This is a genomic window from Phyllobacterium sophorae (genome assembly GCF_003010965.1).
In the GTDB taxonomy this organism is placed as follows: domain Bacteria; phylum Pseudomonadota; class Alphaproteobacteria; order Rhizobiales; family Rhizobiaceae; genus Phyllobacterium; species Phyllobacterium sophorae.
In genome coordinates this window covers 37,201-58,520 of record NZ_PGGM01000014.1, presented here as the reverse complement: position 1 = coordinate 58,520, position 21,320 = coordinate 37,201, and the positions used below count along the sequence as shown (strand labels likewise).

21 protein-coding genes and 1 pseudogene are annotated in these 21,320 nt (G+C 56.7%); 11 read left to right on the top strand and 11 right to left on the bottom strand.

The window, feature by feature from the left end:
* Nucleotides 1–2: 2 nt before the first annotated feature.
* The gene (gene pobA / locus CU103_RS24090; RefSeq protein WP_106666573.1) at nucleotides 3–1,175 is read right to left on the bottom strand and encodes a 4-hydroxybenzoate 3-monooxygenase; all 1,173 of its coding nucleotides are present in this window, start codon (nucleotides 1,173–1,175) and stop codon (nucleotides 3–5) included.
* Nucleotides 1,176–1,285: 110 nt separating this feature from the next.
* Here pobA and CU103_RS24085 point away from each other — a divergent pair, with 110 nt between their 5' ends.
* Nucleotides 1,286–2,179: a helix-turn-helix domain-containing protein gene (locus CU103_RS24085; RefSeq protein WP_106666572.1), complete on the top strand. Its 894-nt coding sequence runs from the start codon at nucleotides 1,286–1,288 to the stop codon at nucleotides 2,177–2,179.
* 123 nt (nucleotides 2,180–2,302) lie between these two features.
* On the opposite strand, the pseudogene CU103_RS24080 reads toward CU103_RS24085, so the two are convergent.
* Together CU103_RS24080 and CU103_RS24075 are read right to left on the bottom strand one after the other, a co-directional pair.
* Nucleotides 2,303–2,407, bottom strand: a pseudogene (locus CU103_RS24080) (IS5/IS1182 family transposase); the annotation flags it as partial.
* A 259-nt stretch (nucleotides 2,408–2,666) separates the two neighbouring features.
* Complete coding sequence (locus CU103_RS24075) at nucleotides 2,667–3,284, bottom strand: cupin domain-containing protein (RefSeq protein ID WP_106666571.1); 618 nt, start codon at nucleotides 3,282–3,284, stop codon at nucleotides 2,667–2,669.
* A 283-nt stretch (nucleotides 3,285–3,567) separates the two neighbouring features.
* Here CU103_RS24075 and CU103_RS32885 point away from each other — a divergent pair, with 283 nt between their 5' ends.
* Nucleotides 3,568–4,194 (top strand): winged helix-turn-helix domain-containing protein, encoded by a 627-nt coding sequence (locus CU103_RS32885; RefSeq protein WP_425350643.1) that lies wholly within the window; start codon nucleotides 3,568–3,570, stop codon nucleotides 4,192–4,194.
* 430 nt (nucleotides 4,195–4,624) lie between these two features.
* On the top strand, nucleotides 4,625–5,263 hold the full coding sequence (locus CU103_RS32880) for a tetratricopeptide repeat protein (protein WP_425350649.1): 639 nt from the start codon (nucleotides 4,625–4,627) through the stop codon (nucleotides 5,261–5,263).
* A 63-nt stretch (nucleotides 5,264–5,326) separates the two neighbouring features.
* Here the strand turns inward: CU103_RS32880 and CU103_RS24060 are convergent, their stop codons facing one another.
* The 3 genes from CU103_RS24060 to CU103_RS24050 form a co-directional block, all read right to left on the bottom strand.
* A complete protein-coding gene (locus tag CU103_RS24060) occupies nucleotides 5,327–5,815 on the bottom strand; it encodes an SRPBCC family protein (protein ID WP_210203835.1) in 489 nt (162 codons plus the stop codon).
* Nucleotides 5,790–6,146 (bottom strand): ArsR/SmtB family transcription factor, encoded by a 357-nt coding sequence (locus tag CU103_RS24055; protein WP_106666569.1) that lies wholly within the window; start codon nucleotides 6,144–6,146, stop codon nucleotides 5,790–5,792. The genes CU103_RS24060 and CU103_RS24055 overlap by 26 nt, the downstream gene beginning before the upstream one ends.
* A 350-nt stretch (nucleotides 6,147–6,496) precedes the next feature.
* Entirely contained in the window at nucleotides 6,497–7,252 is a 756-nt protein-coding gene (locus CU103_RS24050) for an IclR family transcriptional regulator (RefSeq protein WP_106666568.1), read from the bottom strand.
* A gap of 136 nt (nucleotides 7,253–7,388) precedes the next feature.
* Here CU103_RS24050 and CU103_RS24045 point away from each other — a divergent pair, with 136 nt between their 5' ends.
* The 8 genes from CU103_RS24045 (at nucleotide 7,389) to CU103_RS24010 (ending at nucleotide 14,133) form a co-directional block, all read left to right on the top strand.
* A complete protein-coding gene (locus CU103_RS24045; RefSeq protein ID WP_106666567.1) occupies nucleotides 7,389–8,249 on the top strand; it encodes a CoA transferase subunit A in 861 nt (286 codons plus the stop codon).
* An 11-nt stretch (nucleotides 8,250–8,260) separates the two neighbouring features.
* The gene (locus CU103_RS24040) at nucleotides 8,261–9,034 is read left to right on the top strand and encodes a CoA-transferase subunit beta (protein ID WP_106666566.1); all 774 of its coding nucleotides are present in this window, start codon (nucleotides 8,261–8,263) and stop codon (nucleotides 9,032–9,034) included.
* Nucleotides 9,034–10,239 (top strand): 3-oxoadipyl-CoA thiolase, encoded by a 1,206-nt coding sequence (pcaF, locus tag CU103_RS24035; RefSeq protein WP_106666565.1) that lies wholly within the window; start codon nucleotides 9,034–9,036, stop codon nucleotides 10,237–10,239. Before CU103_RS24040 ends, pcaF begins: the two co-directional genes overlap by 1 nt.
* A gap of 68 nt (nucleotides 10,240–10,307) precedes the next feature.
* Nucleotides 10,308–10,979, top strand: a complete 672-nt coding sequence (locus CU103_RS24030; protein WP_106666564.1) for an amino acid ABC transporter permease — start codon at nucleotides 10,308–10,310, stop codon at nucleotides 10,977–10,979.
* Entirely contained in the window at nucleotides 10,976–11,650 is a 675-nt protein-coding gene (locus tag CU103_RS24025; RefSeq protein ID WP_245448976.1) for an amino acid ABC transporter permease, read from the top strand. Before CU103_RS24030 ends, CU103_RS24025 begins: the two co-directional genes overlap by 4 nt.
* A gap of 1 nt (nucleotide 11,651) precedes the next feature.
* Nucleotides 11,652–12,386 (top strand): amino acid ABC transporter ATP-binding protein, encoded by a 735-nt coding sequence (locus CU103_RS24020; protein WP_106666563.1) that lies wholly within the window; start codon nucleotides 11,652–11,654, stop codon nucleotides 12,384–12,386.
* A 2-nt stretch (nucleotides 12,387–12,388) separates the two neighbouring features.
* Entirely contained in the window at nucleotides 12,389–13,336 is a 948-nt protein-coding gene (locus CU103_RS24015) for an isoaspartyl peptidase/L-asparaginase (RefSeq protein WP_106666562.1), read from the top strand.
* Nucleotides 13,336–14,133: a transporter substrate-binding domain-containing protein gene (locus CU103_RS24010; RefSeq protein WP_106666561.1), complete on the top strand. Its 798-nt coding sequence runs from the start codon at nucleotides 13,336–13,338 to the stop codon at nucleotides 14,131–14,133. Before CU103_RS24015 ends, CU103_RS24010 begins: the two co-directional genes overlap by 1 nt.
* Before the next feature lie 37 nt (nucleotides 14,134–14,170).
* Here CU103_RS24010 and CU103_RS24005 read toward each other — a convergent pair whose 3' ends face one another.
* The 5 genes from CU103_RS24005 to CU103_RS23985 form a co-directional block, all read right to left on the bottom strand.
* Nucleotides 14,171–15,169 (bottom strand): LacI family DNA-binding transcriptional regulator, encoded by a 999-nt coding sequence (locus CU103_RS24005; RefSeq protein ID WP_106666560.1) that lies wholly within the window; start codon nucleotides 15,167–15,169, stop codon nucleotides 14,171–14,173.
* 209 nt (nucleotides 15,170–15,378) lie between these two features.
* Complete coding sequence (gene galE, locus CU103_RS24000) at nucleotides 15,379–16,398, bottom strand: UDP-glucose 4-epimerase GalE (RefSeq protein ID WP_106666559.1); 1,020 nt, start codon at nucleotides 16,396–16,398, stop codon at nucleotides 15,379–15,381.
* Nucleotides 16,399–16,526: 128 nt separating this feature from the next.
* Nucleotides 16,527–17,714 carry a polysaccharide pyruvyl transferase family protein gene (locus tag CU103_RS23995; protein ID WP_106666558.1) on the bottom strand — a complete coding sequence of 396 codons (1,188 nt, stop codon included), beginning with the start codon at nucleotides 17,712–17,714 and terminating at the stop codon, nucleotides 16,527–16,529.
* 38 nt (nucleotides 17,715–17,752) lie between these two features.
* Entirely contained in the window at nucleotides 17,753–19,078 is a 1,326-nt protein-coding gene (locus CU103_RS23990) for a glycosyltransferase family 4 protein (protein ID WP_106666557.1), read from the bottom strand.
* A complete protein-coding gene (locus tag CU103_RS23985; RefSeq protein WP_106666556.1) occupies nucleotides 19,075–21,318 on the bottom strand; it encodes a hypothetical protein in 2,244 nt (747 codons plus the stop codon). Before CU103_RS23985 ends, CU103_RS23990 begins: the two co-directional genes overlap by 4 nt.
* Nucleotides 21,319–21,320: the final 2 nt, after the last annotated feature.

Genomic DNA, 21,320 nt, shown 5'->3' with positions numbered 1-21,320 from the left:
ATTCAAAAAGGCAGGCCAACGTAGTTCTCAGCGAGTGCTGTGGAGGCGGCGCGGGAATGGACGAGGTAATCCAGTTCCGCTTCCTGTATCTTCTGTCCAAACGCCCCGGTGTCGGGAAAACGGTGCATCATCATCGTCATCGACCAGGAGAAACGGACGGCTCTCCACACCCGTAAGAGCGCGCGCTGCGAATAGGCATCAAGGCCCGCCGTCGAGTGGTCCACATAATAGTCACGCAAACCTTCAAACAGATAATGCACATCGCTGGCCGCCAGATTAAGCCCCTTGGCGCCGGTTGGCGGGACGATATGGGCAGCGTCTCCCGCCAGGAACAAGCGGCCAAAGCGCATCGGCTCGGCAACGAAGGAGCGGAGCGGCGCAATCGACTTTTCGAATGAAGGTCCCGTCGTGACCGCTTCAGCATTTTCCTTCGGCAGTCTGCGACGCAATTCGTCCCAGAAACGCTCATCGGTCCATGCTTCCACTTTGTCGTCCAGCGGACACTGTACATAGTAACGGCTCCGCGTCATGGACCGCATGGAGCAAAGTGCAAACCCGCGCGGGTGGTTGGCATAGATCAGTTCATGGGAAACGGGCGGAACTTCGGCCAGAACTCCGAGCCAACCGAAGGGATATGCGCGTTCGTAGGTGCGAATGGCGTCTTCAGGCACTGAGTGCCGGCTGACGCCATGAAACCCGTCGCACCCAGCAATAAAGTCACAATTGATGCGGTGGGTCTTGCCGCCGCTTTCATAGGTCACAAACGGGTTTGATGCCCCGAAGTCATGGATGGTCACGTTATCCGCGCTGTAGATCGTCCGTTCGCCGCCGCTCTCGCGCTTCTGCATAAGATCGCGCGTCACCTCCGTTTGCCCGTAGACGGTGACTTGTTTGCCGCCGGTCAGACCGGACAGATCAATACGGTGATTGCGGCCGTCGAAGGCGAGCGAAAATCCGCCATGCGGCAGCCCTTGCGCGTGCAACCGTTCACTCGCACCGGCTTCGTCGAGCAGACGAACCGTTCCCTCTTCAAGCACGCCAGCCCGGACACGACCAAGAATATAGTCCTTACTGACGCGATCGAGGATGACGTGATCGATACCGGCCTTGCTCAACAACTGACCAAGGAGTAGTCCAGCAGGTCCTGACCCGATAATTGCAACCTGAGTTCGCATGGTAGCTCCCAACACAGATTTTCCTTAAGCCTATGCGTGAGCGTGGCGGCCGCAATGGACTTTCTGGTCAATAAATAGGACATTTCGAACATATGCGTCAGGAGAGATAGATGCGCGGCAACGCTCCAACCTACGACCTTTATGGGGAAAGCCATACTCAACGGCCCGATTTCTGGCTGCATTGGGAAACAATTGCCTCACGCAGCCAGCTGCACAACTGGGAAATTAAAACCCATAAGCATGATGCATTCTTTCAGATTTTGTACCTTCGTGATGGAACAGGGGACGCGGTTTTCAACGGCGAAGTTCATCCGATTCTGCCACCGGTCATGATCGCAGTGCCACCAAGGTATGAGCATGGATTCCGGTTCTCAAAAGATGTTGACGGCATGGTCATCACCATGGTCGCTTCGCGTTTGGGTGCGCTCGGCCGCACCTTTATCGATACGGAGATAAGCAATTGGTTCTTGCGACCCCATCGGATTGCACTTGGTGGGAACAAGGACGATAGAGGCTTTCTCGCGCTAACCCTGGAGAGGCTGTGGCAGGAGCTGATGCACGGCGGTGCCTTTCACGGCGATCTGGTAGAGACCCAATTGAGGATGGCGATCCTGATTGCAGCCCGTCTTACAACCCCCGATCAATCGGCGACACCTGCCAGCGTTCAAGAAAGTCCGCGAATGAAAGCACTGCAAACCCTCGTGAACCGTCACTTCCGCGATCACCATCCGGCGCAATTTTATGCCGATCATCTTGGAATATCTCCAACGCATCTCAACCGGATTGCCAAAGCAACAACGGGACAAAGCACCAATAATCTGATTGCTGGGCGACTCATTGAGCAAGCCAAGCGCGACCTGGTATTCACCTCAGCCAAAATCAAGCAGATCGCCTATGATCTTGGTTTCAATGATCCGGCCTATTTCTCGCGCTTCTTCACAAAGGAAATCGGGCTGACGCCGCGCCAATATCGCGCTGAACAGCACGAGAAACTGGCTCAATAGCTTTAAGGTCAGCAATCGCTCATCTGCCCTTCGCTAACAACAGGACCAACGGTCGGCCTTGGCCATCGCAAAACCGCATGCAGTCGAAGTCAATCCACCTTTCGTCCGCCGATACGCCGGCAAGCGATTGTGCATCGTTTTGTGAGGACCGTATTCGTCGGGGGCGTCGCGCCACCGCAATCCGTTGCGAATGACGAAGATATCACCGCTTTTCATCCGACAGTCGTCACTCGCGCAACTGGGGCCGCAAGTAGCAAACGCCACTGGCCCCTATTGGCCCACTGCTGCCGTTCGCCCGCATCCAACGCCAGCAATAGGTGGCGGCGAGAGGAAATCCCAGGAATGTTATCTGTGGCAGGTTAAGGATCAAAACTGACATTCGACGATGCGTGTAAGCGAATATCCAAACATTGGAACAGTTCGGATCTTCGCTGGGATGCCGCCTTAGATCGTACCAGATATTCGCGCCACCCCGCGCACCTTCGCCTCAGTCGAGGGTGGCCGGTGACGAGAACGGCCGATGGGCGTCCACCACGAAGATGGCCAGCTGATTGAGATCGGTTGTGCCGGCGCTGAACACTCCCATCGGCGTGTCGGCGCCGTGTCCGGCCATGGTCGTGCCGGCTTCAGCATAGGCCACGCCGTGGGGCGTTCTCTGGCCGAGCTTGCCGGCCATTACATAGAAGGCCTCCGGTCCCGGATGTGTATGGATCGGCGTTTTTGCACCGGGCGCTCCAGCGGCGCGGTTGATGCGCAGTAAATACTCGCTCGCGCTTATCGGCGGAAGAGGTCCGATCTCGACGATCTTGGTTCCACCGGGCGTAGTGCCATCCTTAGGTCCTAGCGTGAACAGCCAGATCTTGCCGGCGACATCAGCCGCAAGCGACGTCGGGCCCGCAGCGCCCTGGGCCTGCGTCAGCGTCGGGAAATTCTCCAGCCGCCAATACGATGGTGCGGGCGGCAGTTCCTTCACCTTTTTTTCCACCACCAGCTCGACGACCATTTTGCTTTCAGCGGGCATCGAGGCTGACGTCATCGACCCGAAAGCACTCAGTGAGAACATGAGCACGCCAATTCGGCGCGCGCTGAGGGACCGTAGTTTCATGCAGGTCCTCCTATCAATGGATGGTGCGCGTTGACGCCCAGCGAACAAAGACTCCCGCCCACGAAATGACGGCAACGGTCCGCAGCGGACGGCGTCTCAGCATTGAACCCATTCCAAATCTTCGGAACGACGGAAACATTGGATCGTCGCCGCACCAATGTAACGAACGACTGGTGATAATCCGGTGAAAATTTGCCGAAAACAAAAAATGTTCTCTCAGCGTTCAAGCTTTTACCGGCGTCTGCTACAATAGATTATGTATCCCCGCGGTGGGAGGCGGAGGATGGATTCCCGGGCTGCCAGGACATTCGCCATCAACGGCGTCATCGTCGATGTTGCCGGAGGGCTTGTGCGCGACGGCGAAGGGAGCGAGATCGCCCTCAGACCGCAGGCCTTCGATCTCCTGATATATCTTCTGGAAAACGCCGGCCGACTGGTCACCAAAGACGAGCTAATGCAGGCGGTGTGGCCAGACGTATTCGTCACCGATGACAGCCTGGTGCAATGCGTGCGTGACATTCGCCGCGCGCTTCACGACGAAAGCCAGTCAGTCCTTAAGGCGGTGCCGAAACGTGGATACAGGCTGGTGATTGCGGCCGCGGACCCGCCTTCAGCGCCGGCAAGGCGGAAATTGAACGTGGCGGCTGTGGCGCTGGGCCTGCTGGTCTTGTTGGTGGCAGGCGCAGTGTGGCTCTTCATGGGTTCCGCCATCGAGAAGCGTTCTGATACGGTCCTGCCAGCCGTCGCGGTGCTACCGTTTCAAGCAATCGGTGGTGAAGCAAATGCGCAGCGCCTGGCCGCGGGGCTTTACCGAGGATATCATTACCGATCTCGCACGGTTTCCGGAATTCCGGGTCATTGGCCACAACTCGACGGAAGTCTACGAAGGCAAGCCGGCCAGCCCGACTGAGGTCGGTGCCGCACTCGGCGCAGGCTTTGTGGTGGATGGCTCGATTCAACGCCAAACCGATCGGGTGCGGGTTACGGCTCAGTTCATCGACGCGAAGACCGGCAAGCATCTATGGTCGAACCGGTGGGACCGGCCGGACCGGGATCTGTTTGCGATCCAGACGGAGATTGCTGAGCAGGTCTCCAATCGGCTTGGTGGCGGCGCCGGCCTGATCCAAGAAGCAGGCCGGATAACAGCCCACCGCAAACCTCCTGGCAACCTCAACGCCTACGAACTCTACCTCCTCGGTACCGAGAAGCTGGAGCAAATCAATCGGGCCGACATCGAGGAAGCCATCAGACTTCTCAGCCGCGCTATCGAGTTGGACCCTACGCTGGCCCGCGCCTGGGTGGAACTGCACCATTCGCATTCTGTGCTGGCCACGTTCGACATGGAACCCGAAAAGAATCGACGCGTCGCCGCCGAAGGCGCTAAACGGGCTGTCGCGCTCGATCCAGCCGATGCCGAAGCACACGCCGTTCTCGGCCAGAGCCTGATCTTAAAGGGCGATCTAGCGCGCGCCAAGGCGGAATTTGACACGGCCCTGCGAATGGCTCCAAACCAGTTCGAGACCGTGACCTTTTATGCGCCTTGGGCCTCGACGTTTGGCGAACCCGAGCAAGGCGCCGATATGGCCGATCGGGCGATCCACCTCAATCCGAACTACCCGTTGTGGAGCACCAGGTTTTTTGCCCACGCCTATTTTATGGTTGGCCGCTACGATGACGCACTGCGAATGATGGGCCGGTTGGCTCCGGAGAATTACGGGATCTGGGAATGGACATATCGCCCCGCGGCGCTGGCGGCAGTTGGCCGTACCCCGGAGGCGAAAACCCTGATCAGCGAGGCCCTCAAATCGTTCCCCGACCTGACCATCGAGGGAAGGGTGAACGAACCTGCCTACACGGATGCGGACCGCAAGCGTCTCATAGAAACCATGCGCATTGCCGGTTTCCCGCCCTGCGCCAGGCCCGAACTACTCGCGAAGATCGACAAACCAATGCGTCTTCCCGAGTGCCTTGCAAACTGATGGTCGTGGCAAGTTGGCAAGGGTGCGCGCCATGCGCCGCGCGGCATGGAGCGGCCCAATGGCTCAACCATCCAGCCAGGCGGCGAGGCCGTCCAGCGTCTGCAGCCCGTATTCCACCGCACCGAAGCCAATGACCACCTGACGCCGTTCGCGGCTGGGATGGAGCTGGCGCATTGTCAGCACAGTCTTGCCGTCAGCCTGCTCATCGAAGGTCACCGTGGCACGGAAACGGTCAGGGTCGTCAGGGTCGGGTGTGCCATAGTCCATCACGATCCGCTCGTTCGGCACGATCTCCAGAAAGCGCATGAGGTTGGGGAAGCGCTGCTCCCGACCCTCGAACACACCCACCATGTCGAAGCGCCAGACTCCGCCCTCGCGGATATCGGCCTCGTGGTTCTCGATGCTGAGGCCGGCCGGGCCGTACCATTGGGCCAGGGCCTTGGGGTCCATCCAGGCGGCAAAGACCTTATCGCGTGGGTGGTTCAGCAGCTTGACCAGCACGATTTCGCGATCGAGCGACCAGGTTTCAAACAGGTTTGCCATGTCCTTCATCATCCTCTTGCTTCTTGTCCAAGTAGACTTCCAGCCGATCCAACCGATCGGCCCAGCGCCGGCGCTCCGCTTCCATCCAGTCCGCCGCCTCGTCAAAGCGTGCCTGCACCAGCCGGCACCAGCGACTGCGTCCGCGCTTCTCACTGGCGATCAGACCGCAATCTTCCAGCACCTTGAGATGCTGGGCGAAGGAGGGCAGCGCCATGTCGAAAGGCCCGGCCAGGACGCTGACCGGCACCTCGCCCTCAGCCAGCCGCGATATCACAGCGCGACGGGTCGGGTCGCTGAGAGCGTGAAAGGCGAGGTCGAGGGGAGTCGAATGGTAAGGCATGTGCCTTATTAAAGCGAGTTGGAGATCTTGTCAAGGATAATAAGGCACTTGCCTTAGTATCTTGTCCGCTTAAGATTGGAGTGGTTATGCAACCGGACCTGGTTGCAATGTGCAATTACACTAAGGAGCACGCATTGGCTGTGTGAGTTGTTCTCAATATCTCGGTCGATGGTTTCGCGACAACGACGGAACAGACCCAAGAAGTCCCGTTAGGCGTGGGCTGGTTGCGTCGACGCGTCATCGATACCGGTGGTCCCAGCCTCGTGGTATCGCAGAGTTGCCGTTGTCCTCTGCGATGGCTGGTGGCCGTTGCTACCGACTTCTGAGTGCCAAATTAATAGATCCTGATCCTAGACCAAAAGGCTGGTGATCGTATCGCGTGTCGATTGCATGACTGGCAGATAGCGTTCGATCATCTCATCGATCGAGACTCTTGCGGCCTGCGCACCAATATTGATTGCCGCAATGGTCGCTCCGCGCATATTGCGCACGGGAATGGCGATGGAACAAAGCCCGATTTCCAGCTCCTGATCGATAACCGCGTACCCCTGTTCGCGAACCCGCTGCAGTTCATCCATCAATGCGGCAAGCGTGGTTTTCGTCTTTAGCGTATTGGCCTTACGATTGCTGTTTTCGAGAATACGTCGCGCTTCATCTTGCGCCATGGCAGCAAGCAAAACCCGGCCCATGGAAGAACAATAGGCTGGAAGCCGGCTTCCCGGATTGAGGTTGATCGACATGACACGCTTGTGCGAGGCGCGGGCAATGTAGACGATTTCATTACCGTCCAGCACAGAAGCCGAAGCGCTTTCGCCGGTTTTTTCAGAGAGCTGATCCAGGAAGGGCTGCATGAGGCGGGGCAGGGGCGTCGAGGTCAGGTAAGAATGGCCAAGGCGTAGAATACGTGGCGAAAGCGTGAAGAATTTGCCGTCATAATCGGCATAGCCAAGCTCCGCCAGCGTCAGAAGACATCGCCGGGCCGTGGCTCGTTCCAATCCGGTAATTTTGGAAATATCGGTTATCGAAAGGCGCGAATTGGTAGCGTCGAATGCCTCGATGACCGCCAGACCCTTGGCAAAGCCATTCATGAAATCCGTCTCGCGCATATAATTATTCCTGTCCTCATTTCCGCACAGTTTGTGCGATATACAAACAAAAGTCAAATAACGCACAAAATTAATTGACGCCATAGCCGTTGCGGGACTACGGCATATGCCAAGCAGAGCATTAAAGGAGGGAACCTTGGCACGCGTCTGTACGCTTTCCGAAGCCATCGAAGAAAATGTCAGGGATGGCGATATGCTTGCAATGGAGGGATTCACCCATTTGATACCCTATGCAGCGGGTCACGAAATCATCAGGCAGGGCCGCAAGGAGCTTTTTCTTATCCGGATGACGCCAGATCTTATTTACGACCAGTTGATCGGTGTCGGTGCGGCCCGGGGCATGAAATTCTCCTGGGGTGGCAATCCGGGTGTCGGTTCGCTGCACCGGTTCCGCGATGCAGTTGAAAACCAGTGGCCCCGCCCGCTTTATATCGAGGAACATTCGCACGCAGCCATGGCCAACGCTTATGAGGCCGGCGCGGCAAACCTGCCTTTTGCCATGCTGCGTGGCTATATTGGTGCGGATCTTGCAAAGGTGAATCCGAACATAAAGTCCATCACCTGTCCGTTCACCGGCGAAGTTTTGGCGGCCGTGCCCTCAATCCGTCCGGATGTCTCTGTCATCCATGCGCAGCGGGCCGACAGCAAAGGCAATGTGCTGATCGAGGGCATTGCAGGCGTGCAAAAGGAAGCTGTGCTCGCGGCGAAGCGCTCGATCGTCACGGTGGAAGAGATCGTCGACGAGCTCAATCCTTCGTCACCTAACGCTGTGGTCCTGCCAGCATGGACGATCACGTCTGTTGTCCACATCCCGGGCGGCGCCTTTCCATCCTATGCTCATGGCTACTACCCACGATCCAATGCCTTCTACATTGCCTGGGATAAAATTGCCCGCGACCGGGATAGTTTCACCGCCTGGATCAAGGAGAATGTTCTGGCAGGCAAGCCCGAAGATTTCGCGCGCCACGTCAACACACGCGCAGTGAATGCAGTATAGGGAGCGCCATCATGTCGATCGAATTTACACCAACCGAGATGATGACAATCGCGGCCGCGCGCGCTCTGACCAATGACGACGTCTGTTTCGTTGGCATAGGTGCGCCTTCGGCTGCCTGCAATGTGGCGCGGCTCACCCATGCGCCGGACATCACATTGATCTACGAAAGCGGGACCATCGGAACCAAGCCGGATGTCCTGCCGCTTTCAATCGGCGATGGCGAATTGTGCGACACTGCCTTGTGCACCGTTTCCGTGCCAGAGATGTTCCGCTATTGGCTGCAGGGCGGGCGTATCACCACGGGATTTTTAGGTGGCGCCCAGATCGACCGCTTTGCCAATTTGAACACGACTGTCGTCGGGGATTACGATAAGCCGAAGGTTCGTTTGCCGGGCGGCGGCGGCGCGCCGGAGATCGCCAGCAATTGCGGCCAAATCTATATCACCATGGCGCTCAACAAGCGTGGTTTCGTCGACCATCTGGACTTCATCACGTCCATGGGCCACGGCGAGGGCGGTGATCACCGGGCAAGACTTGGCATGAAGACCAAGGGGCCGACCCGTGTCATAACTGACATGTGCATATTCGAACCTGACCCTTCCACAAAAGAGCTGACGGTTGTCTCGATCCATAACGGAGTGACGCGGGCGATGATTGAAGACAATTGCGGCTGGCCCGTTCGGTTTGCTACACAGCAGGTGGAAACACCCGCCCCAACTGAAACAGAAATCTCGGTGCTGCGTGATATCAACGCGCGCACCAGGAAAGCGCATGAGGCCGCCTGATGTGCGACGTTTACATTTGCGACTATATCCGCACGCCGATCGGCCGCTTTGGCGGAGCGCTAGCTACTGTTCGAGCCGACGATCTCGGAGCAATTCCGCTCAAGGCATTGATGGAACGCAACCGGGGTGCCGACTGGGAAGCTCTCGACGAAGTGGTCTATGGTTGCGCTAATCAGGCGGGCGAGGACAATCGTAATGTTGCGCGCATGGCGCTGTTACTGGCCGGCCTGCCTGTTACCGTTCCCGGCACGACCATTAATCGCTTATGCGGCTCAGGTATGGACGCTGTCATCACTGCTGCCCGGGCTGTCAAGGCAGGAGAAATAGGGTTCGCCATCGCCGGCGGCGTCGAATCCATGTCGCGCGCCCCCTTTGTCATGCCAAAGGCGCAAACTGCGTTTTCCCGGCATGCGGAAATCCATGATACGACGATCGGCTGGCGTTTCGTCAACCCCCTCATGCAGCAACAATATGGTATCGATTCAATGCCAGAGACGGGCGAGAACGTTGCCGAGGAACACAGCGTATCGCGGGCGGATCAGGATGCTTTTGCGGTGCGTTCCCAACAAAAGGCCGGCGCAGCAATGGAAAATGGCCGCCTTGCCCGCGAGATTACCCCTGTCAGCATTGCGCAACGCAAGGGCGACGCAGTCACTATAGAACGCGACGAGCACCCGCGTCCGCACACGACGACCGAGCAACTGGCCAAGCTGCCGGCTCCTTTCCGCAAGGGTGGTTCAGTAACGGCGGGCAATGCATCGGGTGTCAATGACGGCGCCGCAGCCCTGATCATCGCGTCCGAAGCGGCGGCAAAGCAACATGGGCTGACACCCATCGCTCGCATTCTCGGTGGTGCAACGGCAGGTGTCCCGCCGCGCATCATGGGGATCGGTCCCGTCGCAGCAACTGAAAAACTCTGCGCCCGCCTCGGGCTTACCCCCCATGATTTCGACGTGGTCGAACTCAATGAAGCATTCGCGTCCCAAGGCCTGGCAACGCTGCGAGCACTCGGCATTGCCGATGATGCCGAATTCGTCAATCCGAATGGCGGGGCCATTGCGCTTGGCCACCCGCTTGGCATGACCGGCGCGCGTATTACCGGTACCGCCGCGCTCGAACTCAATCTGCGCGGTACCAAACGAGCCCTTGCGACCATGTGCATTGGTGTAGGGCAGGGCATAGCGATTGGGCTTGAAAGGCTGTGACAGCGTCTTGACAGTGTGATCGCATTCGGCAAAAGTGAAACCGGTTTCACTTGAGCTTGGATTGCCGTTTGACGTTTGATGTGACGATATTGGCGCCGCACGTGCCATTCCTTCTGAAAGGCGCGCTGCTGACGGCAGAAGCGTGTGCGCTAGCGTTAGCCGGCAGCCTGGTCATTGGATTGATCGTTGCGGCACTCAGAACATCTTCCTCCGTGATCCTCTCGCGTGCGGCATTCATCTACGTCGATCTCTTCCGCAATATTCCTTTTATCGTTCAACTCTTTTTCTTTTTCTACGGCTTACCGGAGATAGGGATTTATATCGACGCTTTCACAACGGGCGTTATTGCCCTGTCAATTGCCGGCGGAGCGTTCAGCTCGGATGTTATCCGTTCAGGCATTCTCGCGATCGATACCGGGATCCTTGAAGCGGCAGAGGTGAGCGGCTTGTCGAGATCGGTGATTTTCCGCAAGATCGTCATGCCGATCGCGCTGCGGACATCCATTAGGCCGCTCGGATCGGTTTTCATCAACCTTGTCCTGACCTCATCAATCCTCTCGACAATCACGCTTAACGAACTGACAGGCTCCGCGAAGATCGTTGCATCCGATACCTTCCGGCCATTTGAAGTTTATGCGGTGCTGCTGATTGTCTATGCCAGCCTGACCTATCTGGTTTCGCTTGCGATTGGTGCATTGCATCGCCACCTCAACCGCGACCGTATGCCGGAAGTGGCATGATGCGGTACACCAGCTTCACCTCATACGATTTCATATTGCTCGCACAGGGCCTTGGTGTTTCTCTCGCGCTCTTTCTCGCCACAACCCTGATCGGGCTCTTCGTTGGTACGATGTGGGCGATTATCCGCTTCTATCGGGTGCCGGTGTTGACCCAGTTCATAACTTTTTTCGCCGAATTGCTGAAGAATTCACCCGTTCTCGTGCAGCTTTTCCTGGTTTTCTTCGGACTTCCCGCACTGGCGAAAATCAATATCACTCCCGTCGAAGCGGCCGTGATCACGCTGTCAGGCAATACCGCTGCTTTCATCTATGTCATTGCAGTCTCGGCGATCGAATCGATCGGCCGTGACCAAATTGAGTCGGCCCGAGTCTTTGGTTTATCGCGCTGGCAGGTGTTGCGTCATGTGATTGCGCCGCAGGCCGTGGCTTTTGCCATCGGACCATTGACGGGTCTTCTGGTCAATCAGCTTCAGGTCACCTCGCTCATCTCGGTTATCGGGGTCGTCGATCTGACCAAGATCGGCAATATTTTGAACCTGAGGACGCTCAAGCCCTTCATCGTCTGGACTGTCGTCGGCGGACTTTATTACGTGACGGCCAAGCTCATCGCCTACGGAGGCGCAAGGCTTGAACAGCGGCTGCGTGCCCACACTGCATGGAAAGGTTTGTGACATGATCAGCGTCCGGGGTGTGCGCAAATCCTTCGGTTCAGCAACGGTGCTTGATGGTATCGACCTCGAGGTCCATAGGGGCGAAGTTGTGTCGATCCTTGGTTCCAGCGGTTCGGGAAAATCAACACTCGTGCGCTGCATCAATGGTTTGGAAAAACTCGATGGCGGGCGCATCACGGTCGATGATTTTGACGTTTCGCATCCGAAACAACTGGCGGAAGCGCGTAAACGTTCGGCAACCGTATTTCAGCTCTTCAATCTGTATCCGCACATGACCGCGGTGCAGAACGTAACATTGGCGCCGATACAGGTTCTCAAGCAGTCCCGTACCCAGGCAGAATCGGCGGCGCGTGCATTGCTGGACTCCGTCGGGCTCGGCGCCCGCGCCGATGCTTATCCGGCACAGCTTTCGGGTGGACAAAGGCAACGGGTAGGCATCTGCCGCGCGCTCGCGATGAAGCCGAGCTATCTGCTTCTGGATGAAATCACCAGTGCACTCGATCCGGAAATGACCGCTGAAGTTCTCAGCATTCTTGCACGGCTGGCCAAGACCGGAACCACGATGGTTTTCGTGACCCATGAAATCGAATTTGCAAGGACGATATCGTCGCGCATTGTGTTTCTAGACAAAGGTCAACTGGTCGTTGATTTGCCGACCGGCCAATTTTTTGCACCCGATGGCGGCATGTCAAAGCCGCGCATTGCCCAGTTCCTCTCCAAAATGCGCAAAGACTGATCATGATTCTGCTGGCAAATTCCGAAGCCTGGCCAGGTTTTGACCAAACCGTCGAACTCCTCAAGAACAATGCCTATGGTGTGGATGCCATGGTTGCCGGCATCAGCGCGGTCGAGCGCAATGTCAAAGTGCGCAGCGTCGGCTATGGCGGCTGGCCCAACATGCTCGGCAAAATGGAATGTGATGCTGGAGTTATGGACGGCACAACCCGCGAGGTCGGCTCGGTCGGCGCTGTACCGGATACGCTACCCGTTGCCGCTTTGGCGCATGAAGTCATGAAACGCTTGCCTCACGTCATGCTGACCGGCGAAGGCGCACGGCGGTTTGCAACTGAAATCGGTTTTCCTGTTGATGACGTCCTTTATGAAGACAGCAAACGCGTCTGGTGGGACCGGCTGCAAAAAGAGCTTTTGCCGGACGAGCTCAAGGCATTTCCCGACATTCCGCTCGCACCGCTGAGCCGGACCATTACCGATCCAGAGCGCGTCCGCGATACCACCGTTTTCTTGGCGCAAGATTCCGCCATGGGCATCCACGCAGTTACCTCCACGTCGGGCTGGGCATGGAAATATCCGGGCAGAGTTGGCGATTCCCCCATTGCCGGTGCCGGGTTTTACGCTGACAGCCGCTACGGCGCCGCTGCTTGCACACACACAGGCGAAATGACGATGCGCTGCGGTACCGCGCGCAGCATCGTTCTTGCCCTGCGCTTTGGTCATTCTCTTCGCGCGGCCGTAGACATGGCCATGGAGGATCTCGGCCAGTTGAAAACTGGTTTCCTTGCCGGTGTCGTCATTCATGCGATCGACGCGGCGGGAAATCACGAAGTTGCAAGTTTCCAGTGCCCTGGCGAGATCAAATACTGGTTCTGGGAGCCGACAATGTCCAAACCTGAGCTGCGGATCGCAAGGCAATACGATCCGCAGCGCGCAACACAAAGGGGAAGTTAATGAAAACCAAGATTGCAAAATTGGCGGCCATTGCGTTGACCGCCGCCCTGGCATTTGCCGGCACGGCACAAGCGGGAAAGATTGAAGAAATTCGCGAGCGGGGAACTGTTCGTATTGGCGTCTCGCTCGGCGGTGAACCGATCGGCTTCCGCGACGACAAGAATAATCCCGTCGGATATGATGTCGATGTGGCAACGCGGCTGGCAGAAAAGCTGGGCGTTCCGGTCGAGTTTACCGACGTCTCCGGTGACGCCCGCATTTCCATGCTCGTTTCCGGACAGCTCGATATTGTCGTTGCCAACACATCCGCAACGCTGGAGCGCGCCAAGACCGTGGATTTTTCCATACCGTATAATCGCGCCGGCTTGCGCGTGATCGTCCAGAAGGACGCAGGTATTGCGTCACTCAAAGATCTCGCGGGCAAAAAGGTGGTCGTCGGCCGTGGTACGACCGGCGAAGGCTTCCTTAAGAAGAGCGTCCCTGATGCAGAACTCGTCTATACCGACACTTTCTCGCCCGATGGTGTGCTGCTCCTTCAGCAGAAGCGCGCGGATGCGGCGATCGAGGATTCTTCGTTGCTGGACTATCTAGCGACCAAGAACGATAACCTTGTGACGCTCCAGGGCCTCTACTCCAACGATCCAATCGGCATTGCTGTCGCCAAGGGTGATCCTGAATTCGTGCGCTGGCTCGACATGTTCGTCTCGGACTATATCCAGTCCGGTGCCTACGAGGCCAATTACAAGAAGTGGTGGGGCGAGAAGGCCAATCCACCGGCACTCACGCCGCTTTGGTAATCATTCTAGGCCGGGGGTTACCTCCGGCCTTTCTCTTTCAAGAGCTGGAGCGCGAAACGAAATATGTCGGGACCTGAACCAGTGCGCTCCCGGATTGGAAAAGTTCCGGCTTGGTGAGGAAGCGCAAAATCTCGCCGATATAAAGTGTCTTGTCATAACCGATCGAGGATATCGGATAAGCTTCGTACTCTGCCAGCGTGACGTCGTCGAAGCCATAGAGTCGAAACTCCGTCGGCTTGTTTTGCGGGAACGCGGCCCTGTGGACGTCGAGCACCCCCATCGCCATCGCGTCCGACGTGCAAAAGACGGCATCCACCTTTGCCCATTCAGAAGATGCCGCAATAGCGCGGCCACTTTGATAAGAATAATCTCCGCGCATTTCCGCGATCAGAGAAATGCCGTTGCGTTGCATCTCGGACTTGTAATATCCGATCCTTGCCTGTTCGACGGGGGAAGCGGACCGGCCCGTGATGAGTGCTGCCGTTCGCACACCTTTCCTGGATGCGTCTGCGACCGCTTCAGCAATACCGGTCAGTTCATTGGGAATAATTGCGGGCGCTCCCCCATCCCGCATGCCATTGAGCATCAGTACGCTGTCATTGCGGAACATTTTGCGTACTGTGGCGGCATTGGCGAAATCCGAAAAAACGAGCGCGGCATCGACATGATAGGCAATGCCGTTGCGCAGAAATTCTTCGATACGCTCAGAAGAGCCGACACGAACAAAGATCACCTGTTTGCCAATGGACTGAATTTCACTGATCAAAAGATCAAACAGGTCGAGATCGGAAAGATCATGGATGTGGTTTACGACGACCGCGACAAGATTGACGGTCTTCGTTGTCAGGCTGCGCGCCAGGAGATTGGGCTTGTATCCGAGCTTCTCGGCCGCCTGCAGCACGCGTTCACGTTTGTCGGCCGAAACGGGTCTAGGTTCACTCGACAGCGCCCGCGACGCGATGGCGCGTGACACACCAGCAAGCGCGGCAACATCAGCAATCGTCGGTTGGCCATTGCTCTTGCGTGGTTCAATCATGGAGACCTGCACCCTTTACATTTGGTCCAAGTTCCCAAAATTAACTCAGTAGTTGCCTGGTAATTGCTTCTGGGTGCGGACCACCCATGCTTACCCGTTTCGATGACCGTGGTTCAATTAAAAAAGCTTGGATCGCTGCAGCAGCTAACAATTCATAGATCGCAGAGACCCGGTTTGGAGCCCTGGTCCCTGCGGGATCACGACTAGCGTCAGACCGCGAGGAGTGTTTGACCGCCGTTCTTTTCTCTCACACCCTGCAATTGCCGCTCCCATGCCAGCGCGTCACCGACGATCAGGTCGAGATCATCGCGCTTCGGCACAAACCCGAAGAGTGTGCGGACTCGTTCGTTGCCCGCGACCAGAATGGCGGGATCGCCAGCGCGGCGCGGTGCAACCCGCACCGCAAAATCCACACCGGACACTCGCTTTACGGCATCGATGATTTCAAGCACGGAATAGCCGTAGCCATAGCCGCAATTGGCGGCGGTGCTCGAGCCATCCGCTTCCAGATAATTCAATGCACAAAGATGTGCCTGCGCCAGATCACTCACGTGAATATAGTCGCGGATGCAGGTTCCATCCGGCGTTGGATAGTCAGTGCCATAAACTTCAATATGAGGCCGCTCGCCAGTCGCGGCCTGGCTGGCTATCTTGATAAGATGCGTTGCCCGTGGATAGGACTGGCCAGATCGCCGTTGAGGATCAGCACCGGCCACATTGAAATAACGCAGTGCCACATAGTTGAAACCAGGGTGGGCGAGGGCGGCATCGCGCAACATCCATTCGGTCATCAGTTTCGATGTGCCATAAGGGGAGATCGGCTGATGCGGCATTTGTTCCGAAATCGGTGTATGCTCCGGCTCGCCATAGACGGCGGCCGTCGACGAAAAGATGAAGTGTTTGATGCCTTCAGCAATGGCGGTCTCGATCAGCGCTCGTGACTGAACGGTATTGTTGCGGTAGTAGTAGAGCGGATCGCGGACAGAATCCGGGACGACAATGGAGCCGGCAAAGTGCAGGATTGCCGTAATCCCGTACCTGCGAATTATGTCCCTAACCAGTACCTGATCACCAACGTCCCCCTGCACGAAGGGCACATCATCGGGAACCAGCCACGGAAAGCCGCAGCTTAGATCATCGAGAACGACAACGGAACGGCCAGCATCTTTGAGTGCCAGCGTCATGTGGCTGCCGATATAGCCAGCGCCACCGGTAACAAGAACAGTCATGGGAGGAACTCCTGCAACTAGGTTTGAGAGAACTATCTGATGAGGTGACGACGCCTGATCTTGTTTACGTCTCGTCCCCTTGATCGTGCTTTTCCTCCCGGGAAATCGTCAGTGGTCCACACTCCGTTCTACGCAACCTTGCGAACGGCTTCCGACACGCGCTTTCCGGTTTCTTCCATTTTGTGGTCAACGCCGTTTTCGGTCAGGAAACGATACATTTCGCCGTAGGTCTCAAACCAGGCCCGGTTGTATTTGTCGAACAACGACTGGTCCCAATAATCCTCCAGTCTGAACGGCTGGTCGCCGAAGACATCGTGGCTTGGAATCTTGTAGGTCTCAGCGAATTCAACCGTGCGGCTGTCATAGGTGAAATAGATAGAGGGCACACCATTAGCCAACGCCATAAGGTTTCCATGCAGCCGGTAGCCGAGAACCAGATTTTGCGACCGCACCAGCTTTTCATAATCGGCAACGACGTCCGAGTAGAACATGCGCTCACGGTAAAGCTTTTCCATCGTTTCATCGAAATACCAGTCGGACGACCACCGGTTGGCCCTCAGCGCTGCAATCGCTTCTTCCTTCTGATCATCGGTCCCGAAGACCATTTTCTTTTCTTCCACTTCCCCTTGCGCCATCAGCGTAACGTCGAAGCGGTTGGCCATCTCCTTCACCAAACTGCGGTGAACCGTCAGGTAGCGTCCAATATCCTGGGCGTAAGTGGGTGAAACTTCGCGCCGGATCGTTACACCGACTTTCTGCACGGTATCGAGTGCCGGAAGTTTAATTCTCAAATGCTGATTGTTGCGGCGAAATGCTGTCGGACAGCCGACAATGCGTACGTTCTGGATGCCGATGTCATTGAGAACCTGGGCTGTATATGCGCCGCGAACGCCAATCGATGTCGTCGAATCGGCCATTATTTTCAGCACTGTCTTCGTTTCTTCCGAAAGGTCCAGCTGACCCTTTACCGGCGCCTGGGCGCCGACGCCGAAGGCGATTACCGGCAAACCCAGCCGCTTGAGAACTGGAATGGTATCGCGCCAGTTCATATCCTGATTGATATAGTTCGAACCGCGAAGGATCACATAGTCGTACTCCTCGCGCAGGCGATCGATCTTTTCCATCGACGGACCTGCGATAGGCAGCTCGGCAACCGTATCGTAATTCATCAGCTTCAACGACGATTCGTAAACGAAGGCATCGCCGATATTGTGATAGTGATTGATACTGCGCTGAATATCGCTGTGCTGGTACCAACGAACATTGTCGTGATCGTAAACTTCGCCTGCTGGGATCATTACGAGAACACGTGCCATGAGGTCTTCCTTCTTTTGGCGATTAAGGCTGATTTAATTCAGCTTGCTTGGGAAAGAACAACATCAGTTCTTGCAGCAATGTTGAGCGGTTGATGCCGGGATTTGAGCAATTCGCCATAGAGAGCAAGATGTTCTTCAGCACAGTTAATATAATTCATAGGGGTTCGGATGGTGTGATACAGGCGGTCCCATATGTGTGGGTCGCTCAACACTTCGGTGAAACGGTCGGCGAGATCTTCGGCGCTGCGCACGCGAAAGTGCAGGCCATCTTGACCATCGCGCACTTTCTCCGCCATCCCGCCAATGTTGGAGCAGATGATTGGCCGGCGATGATGTAAGGCCTCTTGAATCACAATTGGTGAGTTTTCCCACCAGATCGAAGGCATCACCACCCAATCGACCGATTGCATGAGGCGGGGCATTTCCGCATTCTGGTAGGCGCCGTAAAAGCGTACGCGCGGACCCGCTTCCTCGATCAGTTTCTGCATGCGTTCCTGGAACTCACGCGGCTGCTTTTCCAGATTGCCGCCAAAGATCATCAGGCGCGAATCCTCGCCCCAGGTTTCCTCTGGCACGCGTGAAACCGCGTCAATCAAAACGTCGATGCCCTTGAAGGGTGTGACCTGTCCAAAATAGGCAAAGCGGTTGCGACGTGGCCTTGGGCCTGCCAAGTCACGCGGCGGTGTGACGCTATCAATGGAGATCCCGTTCTCGATCACACTCAGTTTGTCAGCATTCAAACCCCATTCGGCATACTTTCCGGCGAGAAAGACACTTGGAGCGACAAAGGCATCGGCGAGTTCCAGCATCCCGCGAATAAACCGCTCCCGCTTTAGGAAACGCGCCGGCGGAATGTCGGGAAAACAGGCATGACAATCGATAGGCGATGCCTCATTGCAGAGTTTCGCCGATCCGGCTTTCACCATCTGGCCATCATTGTTACAGATGGACAGATACTCGTGGAAAGTCACAAGAATGGCTGTGTCCGGCAACGCCTCACGAATGGCATAGAGCGTCTCCAAACCAAGGCCAAGCACATGGTGGAAGTGCACGACGTGCGGATTGAGATCTCTGACAAATCGCAAAAGATCGCGCCGGATTTCATCGGTGTTCTTGTTCGACAGGTAAAAATGGTCGTATTCATCGGCGTGAAAGAGGATTTCATCGCTGCTGCGGCGCAGGCTCATAAGGGCTGTCGTGCCGTGACGCGGGATTGGATTTCCGGCGCGGGCAAGATACACGGACTGAACATCTGGTAAAGCGTTTAGTCCCTTGTGCAGGTTGTATGACGCGATCTCGCCGCCACCGAGTGAAATGCTTGGGTGGGCGTGTGAAATCACCAGAACGCGCAGTTGTTCCGTCATGCGGTTTCCCCCCTTGATGGGCTACGATCGCCTGTAAGAATGTTCGCCCAGCGAGCATCGAACACCTGGCGGTCGATCCGTTCGATAAGCGCAATCGTCGAGGCTTTGTCCGATACCGAAATGTCGTCAGAGCCCAGCATCTGAGCTGAGGGCAACCAATAGGATTTGAGACCGGATTGTTTGAGCTTCAACCCTAGGTCCAGGCCTTTTTCATGTGTACCAAGATAGCCGCGTGTAAACCCGTTGACTGAAAAGAGCGCCTCCCTGGGCAGGACACAGCATTCAAATGTCGCGGTTGCAACCTCCGTCGTTCCCATGCCTGCGACCGCATCGATCGGATAACCGGCATAGCGGCTTATCAAGGCACGATCTGACTGTGCTCCGGCAACCCATGTTCCGGCCCACCGGATCGAATCGTCCTCGTATGCGAGCGTGGGCGACAGGACAGATTTCTTGTGGGCATCATAGGCTGCAAGCAGTTTGTTGAACCAGCCGGCGCTTCGGGGCAGGAGCGATGCCGCAAGAAAAACGACACATTCCGTGGAAACGGCCCTCGCTCCCACTTCCAACGCATCATAGAGATCTTCCGAGCCACTTGCCGAAACGAGGCGCAATCGCAGGCCGTAGAAATCAGCCAATCTGCGCACTTGCACGCCGATGCGATCGATAATCTCCGTTGCACCGGCAATGACGATTGGTGCCCGTCGGGTCTCCGAATCCAGTGCAAGTAACGCAAGGAGCGGACCAATTTCTTCCACGCGTTCATCGACGCCGATGATCAGCGCGGGCCCCCTGGCTTCGTCAAAGGCACCCAGATCAACGACACCGAAGATTTCAGGCGCAGGTCGGCTGACGGCCCGCAACAACGGCACGAGTTGCTGGTCAACAATATGCCGGAGGGCCCAAGCGTTTGGGTCAATCGCGCGAATTTGCCGGACGATCGCATCACGCGATGTAATCCGGGTCGGTGTTAGCGGCATAAAGGCACGCCGGGCATCGCTCAAGCAAAGTTCCACATAGAAGGGGGCTGTGCTGTCGCCTTCAAGCTCTGGCGCGAAGGCAACAAAACCGTGCGCATGCCGGCTGGGGTCAAGTCCAGCATTGAAAGGCGGCTTGTTGTCAAATTCTCGCGTAACATCTGGCCGATCCACGCGGGTCCAGCTCCCGTCCAGGCGCGTTTCTCCCCGATGCCGCCGCAGTTTCACAGTCTCCACGTGACTATCAGGATCGAGCAACCAACCGGAAACAAGCAGCCCGCTACCTTCGACGCGGAATACATTGTCGATACCCATGCGAACCGGAAATGGCAGGCTGGACACGGTTTCCGTGCCATCGAAACGATTGGCCGCCGAACGCAGGCGCAGAAGAATGTCGGCAGAACTGCGCACGCGAGGCAATATGGCTCTCACATGACTAGGCGTCTCACGGGAACCCACCAGCAAGCGCCGATCGTAGACTTCCGTAAAACGCCAACCGCGACGTCCGCGAAACAGCAGCCGTTCAATGTCGTTCGGCTCGATTGTTTCATTCGCCAGCAGCAGACCAGCAAAGCCTGAAGCCTGTTCATTCAGATCGGGACGAGCAAAGACACTGATGGCGCACTCGGCAAGCGAAGGCGTACGACCGCTGATCAGAAGGCGTGTCACCGAAGGCGTCAGGTCTTGCGCCCACCCTTGCACAAAGATCTCGCCTTCGTCGCTGCCCCCAATCAGCTCGATACAACCGTCGGACCGAGCACCCGCTTGCAGCAGAACAGTGATCGCTGACAGTTTCTTGCGGCCAATCGGTCCTGATATCAGGCCCTCCACGAGTCCGTCGATGACACTCGGCAAATTGGAACCTGCGAGATCAGTGATCATGGCGACCAGATCATCGATCGAGGCGGCACGTGCAGCGAAGGCATAGCGCGTCACCTTCGCCTTGTGCTGAAACATCATCGTTTTCAGCGAGCCGCGGCGCAAAATGTTCGTTGGTACGATGGCGACGAAGCCGTGGGTGCCGGCAGGGGACGGTTCCTTTAGCGGCCAGCTGACAAGGGTCGCCTTTATGCTCATGGCGGGATCGCCATTGAGGAATACCGTGACCTGTTCCGAAGCGATACTCCCGATGCCCAGGACAAGGACAAGCGTGTCGTCAATAGGACAACCGACGACCATCTCACCTTCCATGACCATTGGATGGCGTTCAGGGGCCTTGTTGGGCCTCGCGACCGGCACTACGCTTTTTTCGTCTCGAATCATCT